Source organism: Fibrella musci (assembly GCF_041321105.1).
GTDB classification, from domain to species: Bacteria; Bacteroidota; Bacteroidia; order Cytophagales; family Spirosomataceae; genus Fibrella; species Fibrella musci.
The window spans coordinates 316,123-330,686 of the sequence record NZ_JBGGWD010000001.1; the positions used below are offsets into that span (position 1 = coordinate 316,123).

Here is a 14,564-nt window from a genome sequence, read left to right on the forward strand (position 1 = left end):
CGCAAACAATACAATCGCTTATCCACTGTAAGCCTTATTTTATTTTAACTATTCTTCAATAATCAGAATATAATTAGGCAAACAGATCTTTTCTCAACACACTTTTAATGAATAAGTAAACGAATACATAGCTGTTTATCGATATAAAATAGTACTTTATAATACTAAGTATAAAATCTCACGAAATCCTTTCACTCAAGATCCCTAGACAGCGCTTGGCACTGTTTACTGATTATTTAATCCCAACTTAATTTCAACTATCTATTTAGTTTTCAAACTAATTCATTAGTTTTGACGTATACTTCTACATCCAACGACAAGCTATGCGCGAATTGACCAATGCCGAAGAAGACATCATGCGGGTGTTGTGGCGGCGAAAGAAAGCCTTCGTAAAAGACATCCTTTCGGAGCTTCCCGCTCTCGACTCGACAGGCCACAAACCGGCCTATAATACGGTGTCGACGATTATCAGAATTCTGGAGAAAAAGGGCGTGGTCGGATACACGGCCTACGGAAAGACACACGAATACTACCCGCTGATTCAGGAAGATGAATACCGACGCTTCCAGACCGAACAACTGATGACCAATTACTTCGATGGGTCGCTGAAACAGTTGGTTTCCTTCTTTGTGAAAGACCGCAACCTGAGCCTGAACGAAGCCGATGAGATCATCGACCTCCTAAACCGCCGGAAATCATGACCCCTCTCATGATCTATTGGCTCAAAGCCAACCTGTTTTTGTGCCTGTTTTATGGTTGCTACTGGCTGCTTCTCCGCAATCATACGTTTCTGCGCCTGAACCGGGTCTACCTGCTGGGTACGTTGCTCCTTTCGTTTGTGCTGCCTCTGGTACAGATTCCTGGCCTGAGCTTAGGCTGGCTGTGGGCCGACGATACTCCGGTTACAGCAGTAGTTACTGCCGAGGTAGGTTATGTAGTCGGTCTGGCCGAAACTCCGGCCCCCACTTCCCTCCCCGACTGGCCCGAATTGCTTTACTGGACCGTGTTGGGCGGTGCTGGCCTGCTCTTGCTGCGCATCGGCTGGCGTACCGGTCGAGTCTTATGGCGCATTCATCAGTGGCCCTCCGCCCCCCAACCCGATCACACAGTGGTCTATCCACCCGATGAGCAGACGCCGACCTTTTCGTTTTTCCGCTACCTGGTTCTGAACCCCGCCGACCAACAGTCGCCAACGGTTGTTCGCCACGAGTTGGGCCACATCCGGCAGCGGCACAGTATCGACGTTCTGCTGGCCGAACTGGTGCAGGCCTTCTGCTGGCCTAATCCGGCGCTGTGGGGCTACGGACGAGCCCTGCGCGAGACCCACGAATTTCTGGCCGACCGCTACGCCGCCGAGCAGGCACCTGCTCACCGCGACGACTATGCCCATTTTCTGGTGAACTACGCCTTCGGTTTGGCCGGGCGAGGGGCTGCCGCCGATGCCCTCACGCACCCGTTCAGCACCAATCAACGCAATTTCCCAACCCTTAAACAACGCATTCAGATGATCTACAAACAGCACACCCAACGGCGCGCGCTCTGGAAATACGCGCTCGTATTGCCGGTTGCTACGGCCCTGCTGGCCCTGACAACAGCCCCTGAATCGACACCAGACTCTGAAGCGGATAAGCTGGCGATGCCTGTATCCGAGAAGACGATTACGTCAGTGCGCGTAAGCGGTGTCGTGCGGGCAAGTGACGCCAGCCCGCTGCCGGGCGCCACCATCGAGGTCAAAAACGTGCAGCGCGGTACTACTACGAATACGGAAGGTCGTTTTCAACTTGATGCGCCCGCTGGTAGTACGCTGCTAGTCCGGTTTATCGGTTTTAAACCCCAGGAAATACCTGTTTCAGCGAACATCAGCGTGCTGAACGTCAACGTTGTTCTTGATCCGGCGTCGGGCAGCGCCAACGTACCCAAGCCCAGTCCCGAACCCTATCGCATTGCCCCCAGACAGCAGGGAACAGTCTACACGGTTGTTCAGCAGCAACCTAGGTTTCCGGGTGGAATGCCCAAGTTGTTTCAGTTTTTGGGTCGAACGCTTCGTTACCCGGAAGAAGCCGTCCAGAAAAACGTGATGGGCAAAGTCTTCGTAGCTTTCGTCGTCAATGCCGACGGGCGCATTGATCGAATTCAGGTTCTGAAAGGCATTGGGGCCGGCTGCGACGAAGAAGCCGTTCGTGTGGTGTCGCTGATGCCAAAATGGATTCCGGGCAAACAGAACGGGAAAGCGGTTGCGGTAAAATACAATTTGCCGATTTCTTTCCAGATCGATGATAAGCCCGGTAAGGCATCGGGTACCCGGCAGTCGAGCGCGGCTCCAACCCCCGGTAGTCAACGAACCAGCCTGGCTACCGCCAGTATTTCGGGCAAGCCGACCGTACTCTTGCGTTCACTTATGAACCAGGAGCCCTTGTACCTGATCGATGGCGAAGAAATGACCAAAGCCGAGCTGGATGCGATCGACCCGGCTACTATTGAATCGATCAATGTATGGAAGAGCGGCCCTAGACTCGATACCTACGGCAGCAAAGCGCAATATGGGCTGGTAGAGGTCACGCTGAAAGCTAAATAAACTCGTTTGCGATTACGTTTATTTGTGGGAAAGTTAGTCAAGCAAATAAATCAAGGTATGCAAACGGAGCAAGAATGCTGGCGAGGGCGCCTCGTTGGTATAGTAGGGTTGAGTTGGCTGACTAGTTCAGTGAGTTATAGGCAGACGGCTTAATGCCCAAAGGCTTCGCCTTACCCGCCCAAACGAAGACTTCCTCATTAGTGTTCAATTCCTCGGCACCAGTGTCGTTGTCGGCTGGCCTGACCAGTAACCCGGCCTCTACCTCCGCGATTCGTATCTGCACACCAAGTCGGCCTATACCGGCTCATCAGCAACCCGCTTAAGTCGTGAATGGAACCGTAGTCACCGACTCAGCCATGCGTAAATTACCCATTGATAGAATAGCCAGCATGCGGATCGAACGGCCCAAAACGCCTCTGGAGCAAAAGCAGGCTGTTCGGCTTTATGGAGCGAAAGCCGTAAACGGCCTGATTTTCATCACTCTGAACTAAGCAATATAGCAAGCACTAAAAGGCCTATTCTGCAAAGAATGGGCTTTTTTTAGTCGATAAACCCATACTACGCTTCCGAACCGGGCAGTGCCTGAGGGGATTCAGCCTGATTGGGCAGGGGCTTGGGGTGCCAGTTGACCATGGCCTTGGCGAGTATGCTGGCTACAATGAGTTGCAGGGCGTGATAAATCATGATGGGTAGCAGCACCACCCCTGCCGCCGTGGGCGGGAAAAGTACTTTAGCCATGACGCTACCCTGCACCAGCGATTTTTTGGAACCACAAAACAGCGCCGTGATACGGTCTTCGCGACTGAAATGCAGCAACCGGCTGATCAGCATCACGAAGAAAAAAACAACGAAAAAGAGCAGCAGCATGCCCCCCGCCAGCCCCAGCAGATCGAGCACCGAATACCCGCGAAACAGATTCAGCGTAAACGACTCGCAGAACGCCGTATAAACAATAAGCAGAATGGTTAGCTGATCGAAATAGCGCAGGGCCGTTCTGTAGCGATTGGCAAACCAGCCCAGGCGGCTGTTGAGCAGTAGCCCCAGCACCACCGGCACAATCACCTGCACCGACAGTTTCAGAATTACACCCTGCAAATCGAACTGCCCGTTGCTGGCACTCAGTAGCGCGCTCATCCAGATCGGCGTGATGAATACGCCAATGAGGCTGGAAATGCTCGCGTTGAAAATGGCCGCCGGAATATTGCCCTCGGCAATAGAGACCATCACCACCGACGACGAGACGGTCGAGGGCAGGGCCGCTACGTAGAAGATACCCGTCCAGAGCAGCATGGTTTCGGGTGAGACCAGCAGAGCCCGCGCGCCGAGCGCCAATGCCGGAAACAGAATGAACGTGGTGAGGTGGATGAGCAGGTGGAGCCGGTAGTTGCGCAACCCCGCCTTGAGTTGTTCGACGTTGAGCCGCAGCCCGTAGAAAAAGAAAATGAGCGAGACCCCATAGTTGGTCAGCGCCGACAACGACAGGGGGCCGTCGCCCAGGCCCGGCTCCGGCCAGAGGCGAGCCAGCCCAATCATACCCAACAGGGCGAGAATAAACCAATCCAGCCCAACGCGGGCCAACAACGCTCCTAACGACACTTTTGCCATGTTTAACTAACCGCGCCATGAGGGCTTTCGTTTACCCAAAAGTGCACCTATGCCCAACAACTGCGGGCTTCATAGGGTTAAGGTTGGGAATTTCGTGCGGTTGATGCCCATAAAAAAGCAGTCGGACGCACGGCCATACAGACACGACAATGGACGAGAAAACTGTCAAAAAAGCGGCCCGATTCCTGTTGGGAGCCAACTTGATTGTGGCCGGCATTAGCCACCTGACCTTTGCCCGCAAGGCCTTTCGGGCCCAGGTGCCCGATTGGGTGCCGCTCCCCGTCGACGACACGGTGGTGTATTCGGGAATTGCCGAAATCGCCTTGGGCAGTAGCCTGGTGTTGGCTGGCTCTAAACAGCAGGAAACGGTGGGCAAAATAGCGGCCGGCTTTTTCACGGCGGTTTTCCCCGGCAACATCTCCCAGTACGTCAACAAGCGCAGCGCCTTTGGCCTCGATACTGACCGCAAACGCCTAGCCCGCCTCTTCTTCCAGCCCGTTCTCGTCTACTGGGCCCTAAAGAGCACGGAGAAGCAGTAAATAATGCACAATGAATAATGTACGATGCACAATGGGCTGACGCCTCTTATTCTTGCGTCAGCCCATTGTGCATCGTACATTATTCATTGTGCATTATACATCCCTTACTCCCGCACGATCTTCCGACGTACCTGGCCTTCGTTGGTGTCGATATTGAGCAGGTAGAGCCCGGTTGGCAACGTACCCAGGTCTAGTTGCAGCGTGGAGGCGGGCAGCGCCGTCTGATGCTGTTGCACGCTGACGCCGTTGCTGCTGATCAGGCTGGCCGATTTCCAGACGATACCCGCGGGCAGTTCGACCGCAACACGCGAGCGGGTCGGATTCGGGAACAAACGTACCTGACCGCTCCAGTCGGGTTCGATAGCGAGCAGGGCCTGTACCTCAAACGTCCGGTCGACGGGCGTGGCAGCGTAGGTTGTATTGTTTCCTTCCTGGAATGCCCGCACCGTTACGGTACCCGTGCCCGTGAATTTCAACTGATTGGTCCCCACCAGTTCGGCTGGCCCCGATTTTACGGCAAATCCAACCGGCAGATTAGCCGACGACGTGGCCGAAAGCGTCAGGTTACCCGCCGAGATGAAGCGGTCGGCAATGGCGTTGAACGTAATAGTCTGGTTGGCCTTGGTCGGGATGGCCCGCGCCACGTTGGTGTACCAGACGGGCCACTTGGCGCTGTTGTATAGCAACTTTTCCGTACCGTCTTTGGGCGTGATCTTATCCGCTTCGAGCGAGATGATCCCCACCACTTCCTTACTGTTTACTTCCGCCGTAAATACCATCGCATTGTCGGTACGCGAGTAGCTGGGGAAGCCGAGTGTGTTGTTTTCGTAAGTCAGCTTCACGTCGCCCTTCTCGACATTGGCCGAAATGACGTAATAGGTATCGCTCGTTTCGTCGAAGTAATCGAACGTGACAATGTCGGGCGACGTCTTCGAAAATGACGGGTTCCCGATGCTGACACCCTCGTCCAGGTCAGTAAACAGCTTGTCGATGCGCCCATCGGCGAAGTTCTTCTTCGCGCCATCCCACACGTGAATCACGCCCACATCCCAGAAGTTGACGGGGCTGCCACTGGCATTGTTCAGCTTATTGAAGGCGTCGTAAATCACGTAATCGCCCGAATAATCCCACTCAAACGAATCGGCGTAGGCGACTTCACCCGTTTTCACGCCGCTGGCCGACGTGGGGTTGTACAGCGTGAAGGTTTGCCACTTGGCCAGATCGAAGCTGTAGACATACATCTTGCCATCCTCGTTGGCGGTGAGCGCGGCCAGTTTGGTGCCGTCTTTTGAAATCGCCGCGTTGGCCCAGATCGTCTCGTTCGAGATCACGGTTTCCGAGGCGGGGCGGGTCATATCGACCGCCCGGATGCGTTTGTCGGCTCCTACAAAAACGGCATACTTTCCGTCGTCGGTGAGGCTGGGGCGGCGTTGCGGCTGCGAGGTGCTCCGGACCGTGAAGGCCGTGCTGGGGTAAGGCGTGCTGTAGAGCTTGCCATCGCCGGTGCTGATAACGGCGATCAGGTCCTGCCCGTTGGCCGTCGGGATGGTCGGGTTGTCTTGCTTGGGCGTGCTGCTGGTTTCGGTGATGCCTACATTATCGAAGGCCGTTTTCACCGCCGTTACTTCGGCGCTGCTGGCCCCGTGCCGGTCGGTAGCGGCCTTCACCAGCGCCAGCCGCAGGTCAATAAACTGCGACGACCGGGTCAGGTACGTGGTCAGGGCACGGTAATAAATCTGCTCGGCTTTGTCTTTGCCGATGGCCGTCGCAATCTGGTAGAAGGCGTAGTTGGGAATGCCGCTGTTGATGTGCACCCCGCCGTTATCTTCGGTTGTGCTTATATACTGCGCCATCGTTTTGGGCTGATACCCGTTGGGATCACCCTTGATCCCGCCCTGATTCGGGTTCTGCATGCTCCGCAAGGCACCCGACGGATAGATCCGGCTTTGTACGACATCTTCGCCAACCGTCCAGTCGTCGCGGTCGATCAACACCCCAAAAACGTCGGCATAGGATTCGTTGATCGCACCCGATTGCCCCTGGTAATTCAGGTTGGCCGTGTTCTGGATCACGCCGTGGCTCATTTCGTGGCCCGCCACGTCGAGCGCCCCCGCCAGCGGTTTGAACCCCACGTCGCCGTTGCCGTAGAACATGTATTCGCCGTTCCAGTAGGCGTTATCCATGCCTTTGCCGGTTTCTTCGTCGTTGACGTTGATGATCGAGACGATGGTACCACCGTTGCCATTGATGGCATTCCGGTTAAAGGTTTTCAGGAAGTACTCGTAGGCAATGCCGCCGTTATACTGCGCCGATACAGCCGTAGGCGTCCAGCTAGTGTTGTTGGTCGACACGACCTGACTCACTTTCATATTATCGCCATACGTATTCTTGGCGTCGATAGTCCAGATGGCGCCAACCGGCGAGTCGGGCATTTTTGATTTAGACGCGCTATACATGGCCCTTGAGGCGTCGAGCAGGTAATAGTTGGCGCCGCTCAGGTACGTCTTGAACGTGCGCGACACGCCATTGAGGTCGCGGGCGGTGGCGTTGACGGGGCCATCCACCCCGCAGGTATTGTTGAATTTGTGGAGCACGGCCCCGGTTTCGGCATCAACGATGTACTGCCAGCGCTCCATCAGGTTGGGGCGGATCGTAAGATCGTAGGCCAGCCGGGCCGGTACGTTGTTGCCGTCCATACCGATGTAGACACACAACGCCCCTTTGACGGGCTCCATTTTCAGGATATTCTGCCCGAACATCTGCACGATGGCTTTTCGTCCAACGTCGCTCATGGCCACTTTACCGGCTTCGCTCAACGACAGGACCGGTTCAATAGTGAGTGTGCTGGGTACGTTGCGGTAGCGGCCCATCACGTGCGTTACCTCGCCGTTGGTGAGGTGCACGGTCAGTTCCGCTCCATAGACGGGCAGGCCCCGGTGCGTTTGGGTAAGCCGGTGGTGCGTCTGGCCGAGTTCGTCGGTCAGGGTTTGGCTGATGATAAACGACTGATCCGGGTCTCTGACGGCCATCAGGTTACGTACCTGTCGCAGAAACGAAAACGTGGCCGCAGCAGCCGACTGTCGCCCCTGCCGGTTGGCCGGGCTAGGCGCAGGCGACTGGTTTTCGATGTAGATGGGCGCACCCGACTGCGCATCGTGCACCACGCGCAGCCGCAGGGGTGGCAGCGTCAGTGTGGGGGCGCCGGTGGCGGCCAATGTTTGCGCCTGCCGCCGGTTGGCAGGCAAGGGCGTCTCGTTGGCGTTCAGTCGGCGGGACAGATCCCCATCGGCCGGACCACTTTTTTGTTTTACGGAGAAACCGCGTTGTGGCGGGGCGGTCTGTTGCGCCAGTGTAGCCAGTGGAAAACAAGCGGCAACAACGAAAAGAGGAAGTAACTGTGTACGCATAGACAAGGCGTTGTATCAGGTGGTGGATGGGTCGTTGGGTACGTTGTCGGGGCGGGTTCTACGACTTGGGCAGCATCCCGATGAAGCCTTTATATACCTGCTCATAATTGGCCGGAACCGTTTTATCGCCCGGCGCCCAGCTGACTTTGTAGGCTTCACGCCCTTTGCGCCAGCCCACAAACCGATACAGGTTGCCGGGTTTCTGGTACTTCGTCTTTTTGATGGCGCAGCGGTCTTCTACCGACCAGAACACTTTTTTAGTGTTTGCCGCGGTTTGTTTGCCAATGTAGGTGTGGGTCTTCTCGCCCGTCTTTTTGCTGAACAGGCGCCCGTCGTCGAGCAGTGAGTAGGTCGTTTCTTTCCCCACGACGCCGCCCCCCGACCCAACCAGAATGACCCGGCCTTTATAGGTATCGGGTATTTCACGGACAACCCGAACGCTCTTGCCGGCTGATTTGACCACGGCCCCCGTTTGTCGGGTTGTGAGCGACGTAGACGACGCGGCCTGAGGCGCCTGAGCCAAGGTTAATGTAATGGAAAGCAGATTAAGCGACAGTATAGTAGCGATTGTATGCATACGGTGGTAAATGGATTGATTCATTACTAAATGTGGTGGCCTTCATCAGTAAGTGTCTTCACGAAGGGTGACCCGTTGTTGCCCGGACGACGACTGACGTAAGCGTAGAATAAGCAGGTACTGGTAATCGGTATGGCGGATTTCCCGGATCGTTGGCGACGCCCCCAGGGCACGGGCAATCTCCAGAATGGTATTGCTATGACCAACCACCAGGGCCGACTTACCCCGAAATCTACGCACCCGGTCTGCGATTTCGGTGACGGGCTTCACGGCATATTGAGTCAACGGCAATCCCTTTGAACGAGCGGTGGGTGCGGCCGTTTGCTGGGTGCGGGTGTAGGGCGTTACGAAAATGCTGTCAAGCGGCAAACCCGCCAGTCGCTGACTTAGGCGCTCGGCCCGCTGCAACCCGGCCGCCGACAGGCTGGTAGTGTCGGAGTCGTTAGCCCGCTCGCCATGGCGCACAATGTAAATCGTAGACTGCGGAGCGCAGCTCGCAAGCAGGTACAGGAAGCCCGCCAAAAGGAAATATCCGTATCGCATCGTTGTAGAAAGTAAGACGTATTGGGGGTTGTGGTCGCCAAACTGTAGACCTTTTTCCCCGGCAGCAAAATAATCGATTCACTTCACTTTGCCGTTCCATAAAAGCCAATCAACTGACGCATAGTGGCTTAAACCAAATACATATCTTTCAGTACCTAAACTGGTACGCTTTTTTCACTAAGATGCGTGTCGTTGTGACCCACAAACCATAACACAGTCAACTCATGAAGTCACTACCAGGTATCTTAATAGGCATTGCCGTTGGCGTAGTAGCCGGCGTCTTGCTGGCCCCCGAAAGCGGCCGCAAAACCCGGAATAAACTTTCTTCTGACGCTGATAGCTTCTTCAAAGATCTACAGAGTCAGTTGCAGGACGGTCTAGACGCCATCCGTGACCAGTACAACGATTACGTTGATCAGGCTGCTGAAACAGCTAAGAGTGCTGCCGGCGATGTTAAACGTCGCACGCGCTTCTAAAACGAGGCGTATTGACCTGTTCCCGAACGCCTTTCCATTCACAGGCTTTTCGTGTTGACACGGTTAAAACCGCCCGAGTAACCCATTTTTCAAACTTCCAAAACGAACATTATCATGCGCAGTACACGTGATTTTCTGACCGGCCTTCTAACTGGCGTAGCCATTGGTATCCTGACAGCCCCCCGTAGCGGCAAAGAAACCCGCGAAAAGCTGGTTGACGAAGCCAACAAACGCTCTGAAGGACTGAAGGATCAGTTCAATCAGGTTAAAGAGCAGGCGAAAGACCAGTTCGAGAAAGTGAAGCAACAGGCAAACCAATACGTTGATCAGGCTAAAGACCAAATCAACCAAGTGAAAGATCAGGCTAAGGGTCAGTTCAATCAGGCGAAAGACCAGGTTGAATCTGAATACAACAAGCAACAGGTAAAGTCTGAATACAACAACAAAGTTGACGAACTCGCCGACGACGTTAAGTCGGGCGTAAACTCTGCGAAAGAGTCGTTCAAAGTCGACTAACCGAGTACGCGTACCTGATTTACTCAACGATCTATGAAAGAAAAGCCCCGGTTCTTATTGAACCGGGGCTTTTCGCTATAATCGACCTTCCTAAAACGTACCCAGCTGGTCGCCCGACAGCCGCCACTTGGCTTTTGACTCTTCTCTTATACTTGCTTCGCGCCGAAGAACTCGAACGTACCCAGCACAAAATCGATGATGCCCGTGTAGTGGTTGCGGCCCTTGAGGCGGTAGAGCGCCACGTTGGTAGCCCCGCGCTGTTGCATGGCGTCGTAGGCGTTTTGGGTATTAAAATAGAATACCGTGTTGTCGGCATCGCCGTGATACAGGCGTGTAGGCGTCACGGGTTTCCAATCATAGATGGCGTTGTCCTGAACCGCCTTCACAAAGGCCGTATCGGTCCCATCTGCAACGGCTTTGCGGAAACTATCGGTCAGCGTTTCGTTAAAGCTGGCGTTCAGTTGCGCATAGCGACCGTCGGCCTTTACCCGGCTGGCATAGGGTTCCTTAAAATAGTACGACGCCGGCCGATTCAGACCATAAATACGGTCATAGGTTAGCAACACCCACAGATACAGCCGGTTGAAGTCGGTGTTGCCGTGTGTTTTGGTGTTCACGATATGCCGCATGAAGGCCGGTTCGTCGTAAGCCCCCGCCCCCGCACTCGACGCGGTCAACGTGAACTCGTTGGCGGCTTCCTCCTCAATCTTTTTTTGCAGGGCAACGGTGGCGTAACCGCCCTCCGAATAGCCCGCGATATACAGTTGTTTGTTCCAGTTCACCTGCTTATCGGCCAGAAACTCCCGCGTAGCCCGCAACATGTCGAGCGACGCCGACGCCAGCGAACGGTTGTGCTGATACGGGTGTGGCACATTATTCGATGCTCCGTAGCCAATATAGTCTGGAGCTGCTACGATATATCCCGTTGAGGCGAATACCGATCCGAACGAATAAACTTCGCTGCTGCTCCGGTAATACGAAGGGGCCTGATCGTCGCCCCCCAGCGTACCGTGCTGCATGCTCAGCAGCGAAATCGGGCCATCGGTATCAGGAATCAGCACCGCCCCCGACGCAAGAATGTCTTTGCCGTCTGTATTTGTGGTTCGATACGTGAGTTTATAAACCTGAATGCCGTAACGCGTAAGCAACCGCAGCGCCGACGAAACACCTGTGTAGCGGCTACGCAATTGGTCGGGCGTATACGTACCCAGCAGGGTGGCGTTGACGATTGTCCGGGGTTTGGGGGCGGCCACATCGGCGGGTGCCCCCTGCCGGCAGGCGGTCGGTGCCAGCGCAGTAAGCCCCAGCAGCGCGGTGGTTAACAGCGCGGTTTTAAGCATGAAAATAGTTGATAGCATGAAGGAGTGTATAGAAAAAAAACACCCCTGAATGCCCCCTGGTTCATTCCATACAAAGTCTATCAAAATAACAGACCGTTAACTCACAGAAGTCCCCTATTACCAACAATTCGGGCGGTGGCGGGTATGATAGAGGCAGTACACACGCAATCGTTCAGATACAATGACTACGTCAACAACCCAGACAACCACGGCTGTTTTGCAAAATCCGCTGACCAAATATCCCCAGCCCCCCTATGGCGAGCAGAAACAAACGACACCCGGCTCCGACGCGCTGATGACGCCCAAGGCCGACCACGGCGAAACATCATACAAAGGCTCAGGCAAACTGCTGGGGCGTAAAGCGCTCATCACGGGCGGCGACTCAGGCATTGGCCGGGCGGTAGCCATCGCCTTTGCCCGCGAAGGAGCCGACGTGCTGATCGCCTATCTGAATGAAGAGGAAGACGCCCGCGAGACCGCGCGGTATGTGGAAGAAGCAGGCCGCAAAGCCGTGCTTGTGCCCGGCGACATTGCCGACGAGAGGCACTGCCAGCAGCTTGTGCAGCGGGCCGTCGACGAATTGGGTGGCCTGGATATTCTGGTGAACAACGCGGCCTACCAGATGGCACACGAGTCGTTGCAGGACATCACTGCCGATGAGCTTGATCACACCTTCCGGGTGAATATCTTCGCCATGTTTCACATCTGCAAGGCGGCGGAAGCACACCTTAAACCGGGCAGCACCGTCATCAACACAACGTCGGTAAATGCCTACAAGCCCAACGCGCAACTCCTGGCCTACGCCGCCACGAAAGGTGCGATTCAGAACTTCACGGCCAATCTCGCGCAGGTTTGGGCCGAAAAAGGCATCCGCGTGAACTGCGTAGCGCCGGGCCCCGTCTGGACGCCGCTGATCCCCGCCACGATGCCGGCCGATAAAACCAGTACGTTCGGGCAGGACGTACCCCTGAAACGCGCTGGCCAACCTGCTGAACTGGCTCCGGCCTACGTTTTTCTCGCTTCTGAAGACTCGAGCTACGCCACTGGCAGCACCGTGCAGATCACGGGCGGTTCGCCAACAATCTAATACTTGCTTACGCCCTGAAGCTGTTACTTGTAGGCGCACGGCCCAAGTATCAGCCTCAGGGGTTGTTTTGAACGGCACGTACCCCAGGTACGTCTTCTACCCTATAGTATACCGGCAAGCCCCGTTCGCGGGCGATACGAACGTCGTTGTCGGCGCCGGCAGAAGCCCCTTCAAGACGCAGTATGGCGTCGCAGCGGTCAAGGAGTTGGTGGGCCACCGGATACTGAATTTCAGTCCAGGCTTCGTCGCCGGGGCGCTTCGAGCCAGCCAGACGGATTAGCGGCAACGCCACCCATTCACCGATCATGGGCAGGTGCCCGGCACGAAACAGCGGCAGGGCAACCGATTCGAGCGTAGCTAGATTGTGGGCCATCAGGGCCGGGTCGTCGTTGGTGCCTCCCCGATACGGGCCGGCGATGAGGATCATCATAAGATGGAAGCAGCGCACTGCTTTAGTTTCAGGTGATACAGTAACATGATTGTTTTCCCATCCATGATTTCGCCAGTTTCAACCATCCGCAGCGCCTCAGAAAGCGGCAGTTCGAGCACGTCGATCTCCTCCTCATCGACACCGCCACCCGCATACCGCTCCGTGTCGGCATTGTATTCAGCGAGGTAAAAGAAGAGCCGTTCGGTGACCGAACCGGGACTCATATACGCCTCCATCACCTTCTCCACATTCGACAGCCGAAAGCCGGTCTCTTCCTCTGTCTCGCGCCGAATGGCGTCGTCGGGCTGATCGTTATCGAGCAAACCGGCGCAGGTCTCAATCAGCATACCCGTTGGATTACCGTTCACGTAGGTCGGCAGTCGAAACTGACGGGTCAGAATAACATTGCCGGTAGCGGGGTTGTGCAGTAAAATCGTTGCGCCGTTTCCGCGGTCGTAGGCTTCCCGCGTCTGTGTGGTCCAGGTACCGTTGCGCTGCTGGTAGTCGAAAGTGTAGCGTTTCAACACGTACCAGTTGTCGGAAAGGAGCTTTTCGTCGGTTATTCGCACGTAATCCGTCGTCATATTGTTCATTTTTGTTTTATTTTGTTCAATTATGTACAAACAACGCCTTAATCCATGAATTTTCAAAACAGAACGCGACGCATTTTGGCTGTCCTTGAGGAACGTGGCTCTATCGATGTGCATGCATTGGCCGAACAGCTTCAGGCATCGGAGATGACGATCCGGCGCGATCTGGTGCAATTGGCGGATCAGGGGCTGCTCATTCGCACACGGGGCGGGGCTATGCGGGTCGATCTGGTACAGCCCTTCCGATTCGAGCACAAAGCCGCCAAACGCTACGAGCAGAAAGTGTACATTGCGCAACTGGCTGCTCAACAGATCGAGGAAGGGGATATCGTTTTTCTTGATTGCGGTAGTACCGTTTTTCAACTTTGCCCCTTCATTCGTCATAAGCGCATTCAAGTCATAACCAACTCGTTACCTATTGTCAGCGAACTGATTGGCTCGTCGGTAACCATCAACCTGGTGGGTGGCGAAGTGGATGCCGAACGGCAGGCGGTACACGGCCTGATGGCGGCTCAGCACATGCAGCAATACCGGGCCAAACGGGCATTTGTCGGCGTCGATGGGCTCTCTAGTCAGCATGGGCTGAGTGCCAACAGCGAAAAGGAAGCGAGTACGGCCCTGCAAATGGCGGCACAGGCCGGGCATACGTACCTGCTTTGTGACTCGTCTAAACTTGAACGAACCAGTTATTTTCAGTTTGCCCCGCTCACGCTGGCCCAAACCCTCATCACCGACACGGAGGTCGACCCAGCCCTGGTAGCAATTTATCAACAGGCGGGCCTGACTGTATTGTTGTGATTACCTGGCGCAGTGTGACTTACTGATTCGTCAGAACCTCCAAAGGTATTAACTAGAAGTTGCGTAGATTCGTGTATTGAA

At 55.2% G+C, this 14,564-nt stretch carries 15 protein-coding genes; 8 read left to right on the forward strand and 7 right to left on the reverse strand.

Annotation, left to right across the window (positions count from 1 at the left end; translation table 11 throughout):
• Positions 1-323 precede the first annotated feature (323 nt).
• From ACAW74_RS01290 to ACAW74_RS01300, 3 genes are all read left to right on the forward strand, one after another.
• Positions 324-701, forward strand: coding sequence for a BlaI/MecI/CopY family transcriptional regulator (locus ACAW74_RS01290; protein ID WP_370696375.1), 378 nt, complete (start codon positions 324-326; stop codon positions 699-701).
• Entirely contained in the window at positions 698-2,575 is a 1,878-nt protein-coding gene (locus tag ACAW74_RS01295; RefSeq protein ID WP_370696376.1) for a M56 family metallopeptidase, read from the forward strand. Before ACAW74_RS01290 ends, ACAW74_RS01295 begins: the two co-directional genes overlap by 4 nt.
• Before the next feature lie 326 nt (positions 2,576-2,901).
• Positions 2,902-3,066, forward strand: a complete 165-nt coding sequence (locus ACAW74_RS01300; protein ID WP_370696377.1) for a hypothetical protein — start codon at positions 2,902-2,904, stop codon at positions 3,064-3,066.
• Positions 3,067-3,133: 67 nt separating this feature from the next.
• On the opposite strand, the gene ACAW74_RS01305 is transcribed toward ACAW74_RS01300, so the two are convergent.
• Complete coding sequence (locus tag ACAW74_RS01305; RefSeq protein ID WP_370696378.1) at positions 3,134-4,180, reverse strand: bile acid:sodium symporter family protein; 1,047 nt, start codon at positions 4,178-4,180, stop codon at positions 3,134-3,136.
• A gap of 149 nt (positions 4,181-4,329) precedes the next feature.
• On the opposite strand from ACAW74_RS01305, the gene ACAW74_RS01310 reads away from it, so the two are divergent.
• Positions 4,330-4,719 carry a DoxX family protein gene (locus ACAW74_RS01310; protein WP_370696379.1) on the forward strand — a complete coding sequence of 130 codons (390 nt, stop codon included), beginning with the start codon at positions 4,330-4,332 and terminating at the stop codon, positions 4,717-4,719.
• A 104-nt stretch (positions 4,720-4,823) separates the two neighbouring features.
• On the opposite strand, the gene ACAW74_RS01315 is transcribed toward ACAW74_RS01310, so the two are convergent.
• From ACAW74_RS01315 to ACAW74_RS01325, 3 genes are read right to left on the reverse strand one after another with little or no spacing between them, the layout of a single operon-like run.
• A complete protein-coding gene (locus tag ACAW74_RS01315) occupies positions 4,824-8,126 on the reverse strand; it encodes a M4 family metallopeptidase (protein ID WP_370696380.1) in 3,303 nt (1,100 codons plus the stop codon).
• A 58-nt stretch (positions 8,127-8,184) separates the two neighbouring features.
• Complete coding sequence (locus ACAW74_RS01320) at positions 8,185-8,703, reverse strand: FAD-binding oxidoreductase (RefSeq protein WP_370696381.1); 519 nt, start codon at positions 8,701-8,703, stop codon at positions 8,185-8,187.
• Positions 8,704-8,748: 45 nt separating this feature from the next.
• Complete coding sequence (locus ACAW74_RS01325) at positions 8,749-9,246, reverse strand: SixA phosphatase family protein (RefSeq protein WP_370696382.1); 498 nt, start codon at positions 9,244-9,246, stop codon at positions 8,749-8,751.
• Positions 9,247-9,470: 224 nt separating this feature from the next.
• Here ACAW74_RS01325 and ACAW74_RS01330 point away from each other — a divergent pair, with 224 nt between their 5' ends.
• Both ACAW74_RS01330 and ACAW74_RS01335 read left to right on the forward strand, forming a co-directional pair.
• The gene (locus ACAW74_RS01330) at positions 9,471-9,722 is read left to right on the forward strand and encodes a YtxH domain-containing protein (protein ID WP_370696383.1); all 252 of its coding nucleotides are present in this window, start codon (positions 9,471-9,473) and stop codon (positions 9,720-9,722) included.
• Positions 9,723-9,836: 114 nt separating this feature from the next.
• Entirely contained in the window at positions 9,837-10,238 is a 402-nt protein-coding gene (locus ACAW74_RS01335; RefSeq protein ID WP_370696384.1) for a YtxH domain-containing protein, read from the forward strand.
• Positions 10,239-10,384: 146 nt separating this feature from the next.
• Here the strand turns inward: ACAW74_RS01335 and ACAW74_RS01340 are convergent, their stop codons facing one another.
• The gene (locus tag ACAW74_RS01340; RefSeq protein WP_370696385.1) at positions 10,385-11,596 is read right to left on the reverse strand and encodes an alpha/beta hydrolase family protein; all 1,212 of its coding nucleotides are present in this window, start codon (positions 11,594-11,596) and stop codon (positions 10,385-10,387) included.
• Between the two features lie 163 nt (positions 11,597-11,759).
• Between ACAW74_RS01340 and ACAW74_RS01345 the strand changes: the two genes are divergently transcribed.
• Positions 11,760-12,665: an SDR family oxidoreductase gene (locus tag ACAW74_RS01345; protein WP_370696386.1), complete on the forward strand. Its 906-nt coding sequence runs from the start codon at positions 11,760-11,762 to the stop codon at positions 12,663-12,665.
• Between the two features lie 55 nt (positions 12,666-12,720).
• Here the strand turns inward: ACAW74_RS01345 and ACAW74_RS01350 are convergent, their stop codons facing one another.
• Together ACAW74_RS01350 and nudK are read right to left on the reverse strand one after the other, a co-directional pair.
• Entirely contained in the window at positions 12,721-13,095 is a 375-nt protein-coding gene (locus tag ACAW74_RS01350; protein WP_370696387.1) for a DUF4406 domain-containing protein, read from the reverse strand.
• Positions 13,092-13,679: a GDP-mannose pyrophosphatase NudK gene (gene nudK, locus ACAW74_RS01355; protein WP_370696388.1), complete on the reverse strand. Its 588-nt coding sequence runs from the start codon at positions 13,677-13,679 to the stop codon at positions 13,092-13,094. Before nudK ends, ACAW74_RS01350 begins: the two co-directional genes overlap by 4 nt.
• 54 nt (positions 13,680-13,733) lie before the next feature.
• On the opposite strand from nudK, the gene ACAW74_RS01360 reads away from it, so the two are divergent.
• Positions 13,734-14,483, forward strand: a complete 750-nt coding sequence (locus tag ACAW74_RS01360) for a DeoR/GlpR family DNA-binding transcription regulator (RefSeq protein ID WP_370696389.1) — start codon at positions 13,734-13,736, stop codon at positions 14,481-14,483.
• Positions 14,484-14,564: the final 81 nt, after the last annotated feature.

Bases quoted from the DNA above. Each gene is read 5' to 3' on its own strand.
- ACAW74_RS01315 (WP_370696380.1), bottom strand. From the start codon at position 8,126: ATGCGTACACAGTTACTTCCTCTTTTCGTTGTTGCCGCTTGTTTTCCA.
- ACAW74_RS01295 (WP_370696376.1), top strand. From the start codon at position 698: ATGACCCCTCTCATGATCTATTGGCTCAAAGCCAACCTGTTTTTGTGC.
- ACAW74_RS01340 (WP_370696385.1), bottom strand. From the start codon at position 11,596: ATGCTATCAACTATTTTCATGCTTAAAACCGCGCTGTTAACCACCGCG.
- ACAW74_RS01330 (WP_370696383.1), top strand. From the start codon at position 9,471: ATGAAGTCACTACCAGGTATCTTAATAGGCATTGCCGTTGGCGTAGTA.
- ACAW74_RS01305 (WP_370696378.1), bottom strand. From the start codon at position 4,180: ATGGCAAAAGTGTCGTTAGGAGCGTTGTTGGCCCGCGTTGGGCTGGAT.
- ACAW74_RS01335 (WP_370696384.1), top strand. From the start codon at position 9,837: ATGCGCAGTACACGTGATTTTCTGACCGGCCTTCTAACTGGCGTAGCC.
- ACAW74_RS01310 (WP_370696379.1), top strand. From the start codon at position 4,330: ATGGACGAGAAAACTGTCAAAAAAGCGGCCCGATTCCTGTTGGGAGCC.
- ACAW74_RS01360 (WP_370696389.1), top strand. From the start codon at position 13,734: ATGAATTTTCAAAACAGAACGCGACGCATTTTGGCTGTCCTTGAGGAA.
- ACAW74_RS01345 (WP_370696386.1), top strand. From the start codon at position 11,760: ATGACTACGTCAACAACCCAGACAACCACGGCTGTTTTGCAAAATCCG.
- ACAW74_RS01320 (WP_370696381.1), bottom strand. From the start codon at position 8,703: ATGCATACAATCGCTACTATACTGTCGCTTAATCTGCTTTCCATTACA.
- ACAW74_RS01350 (WP_370696387.1), bottom strand. From the start codon at position 13,095: ATGATGATCCTCATCGCCGGCCCGTATCGGGGAGGCACCAACGACGAC.
- nudK (WP_370696388.1), bottom strand. From the start codon at position 13,679: ATGACGACGGATTACGTGCGAATAACCGACGAAAAGCTCCTTTCCGAC.
- ACAW74_RS01325 (WP_370696382.1), bottom strand. From the start codon at position 9,246: ATGCGATACGGATATTTCCTTTTGGCGGGCTTCCTGTACCTGCTTGCG.
- ACAW74_RS01290 (WP_370696375.1), top strand. From the start codon at position 324: ATGCGCGAATTGACCAATGCCGAAGAAGACATCATGCGGGTGTTGTGG.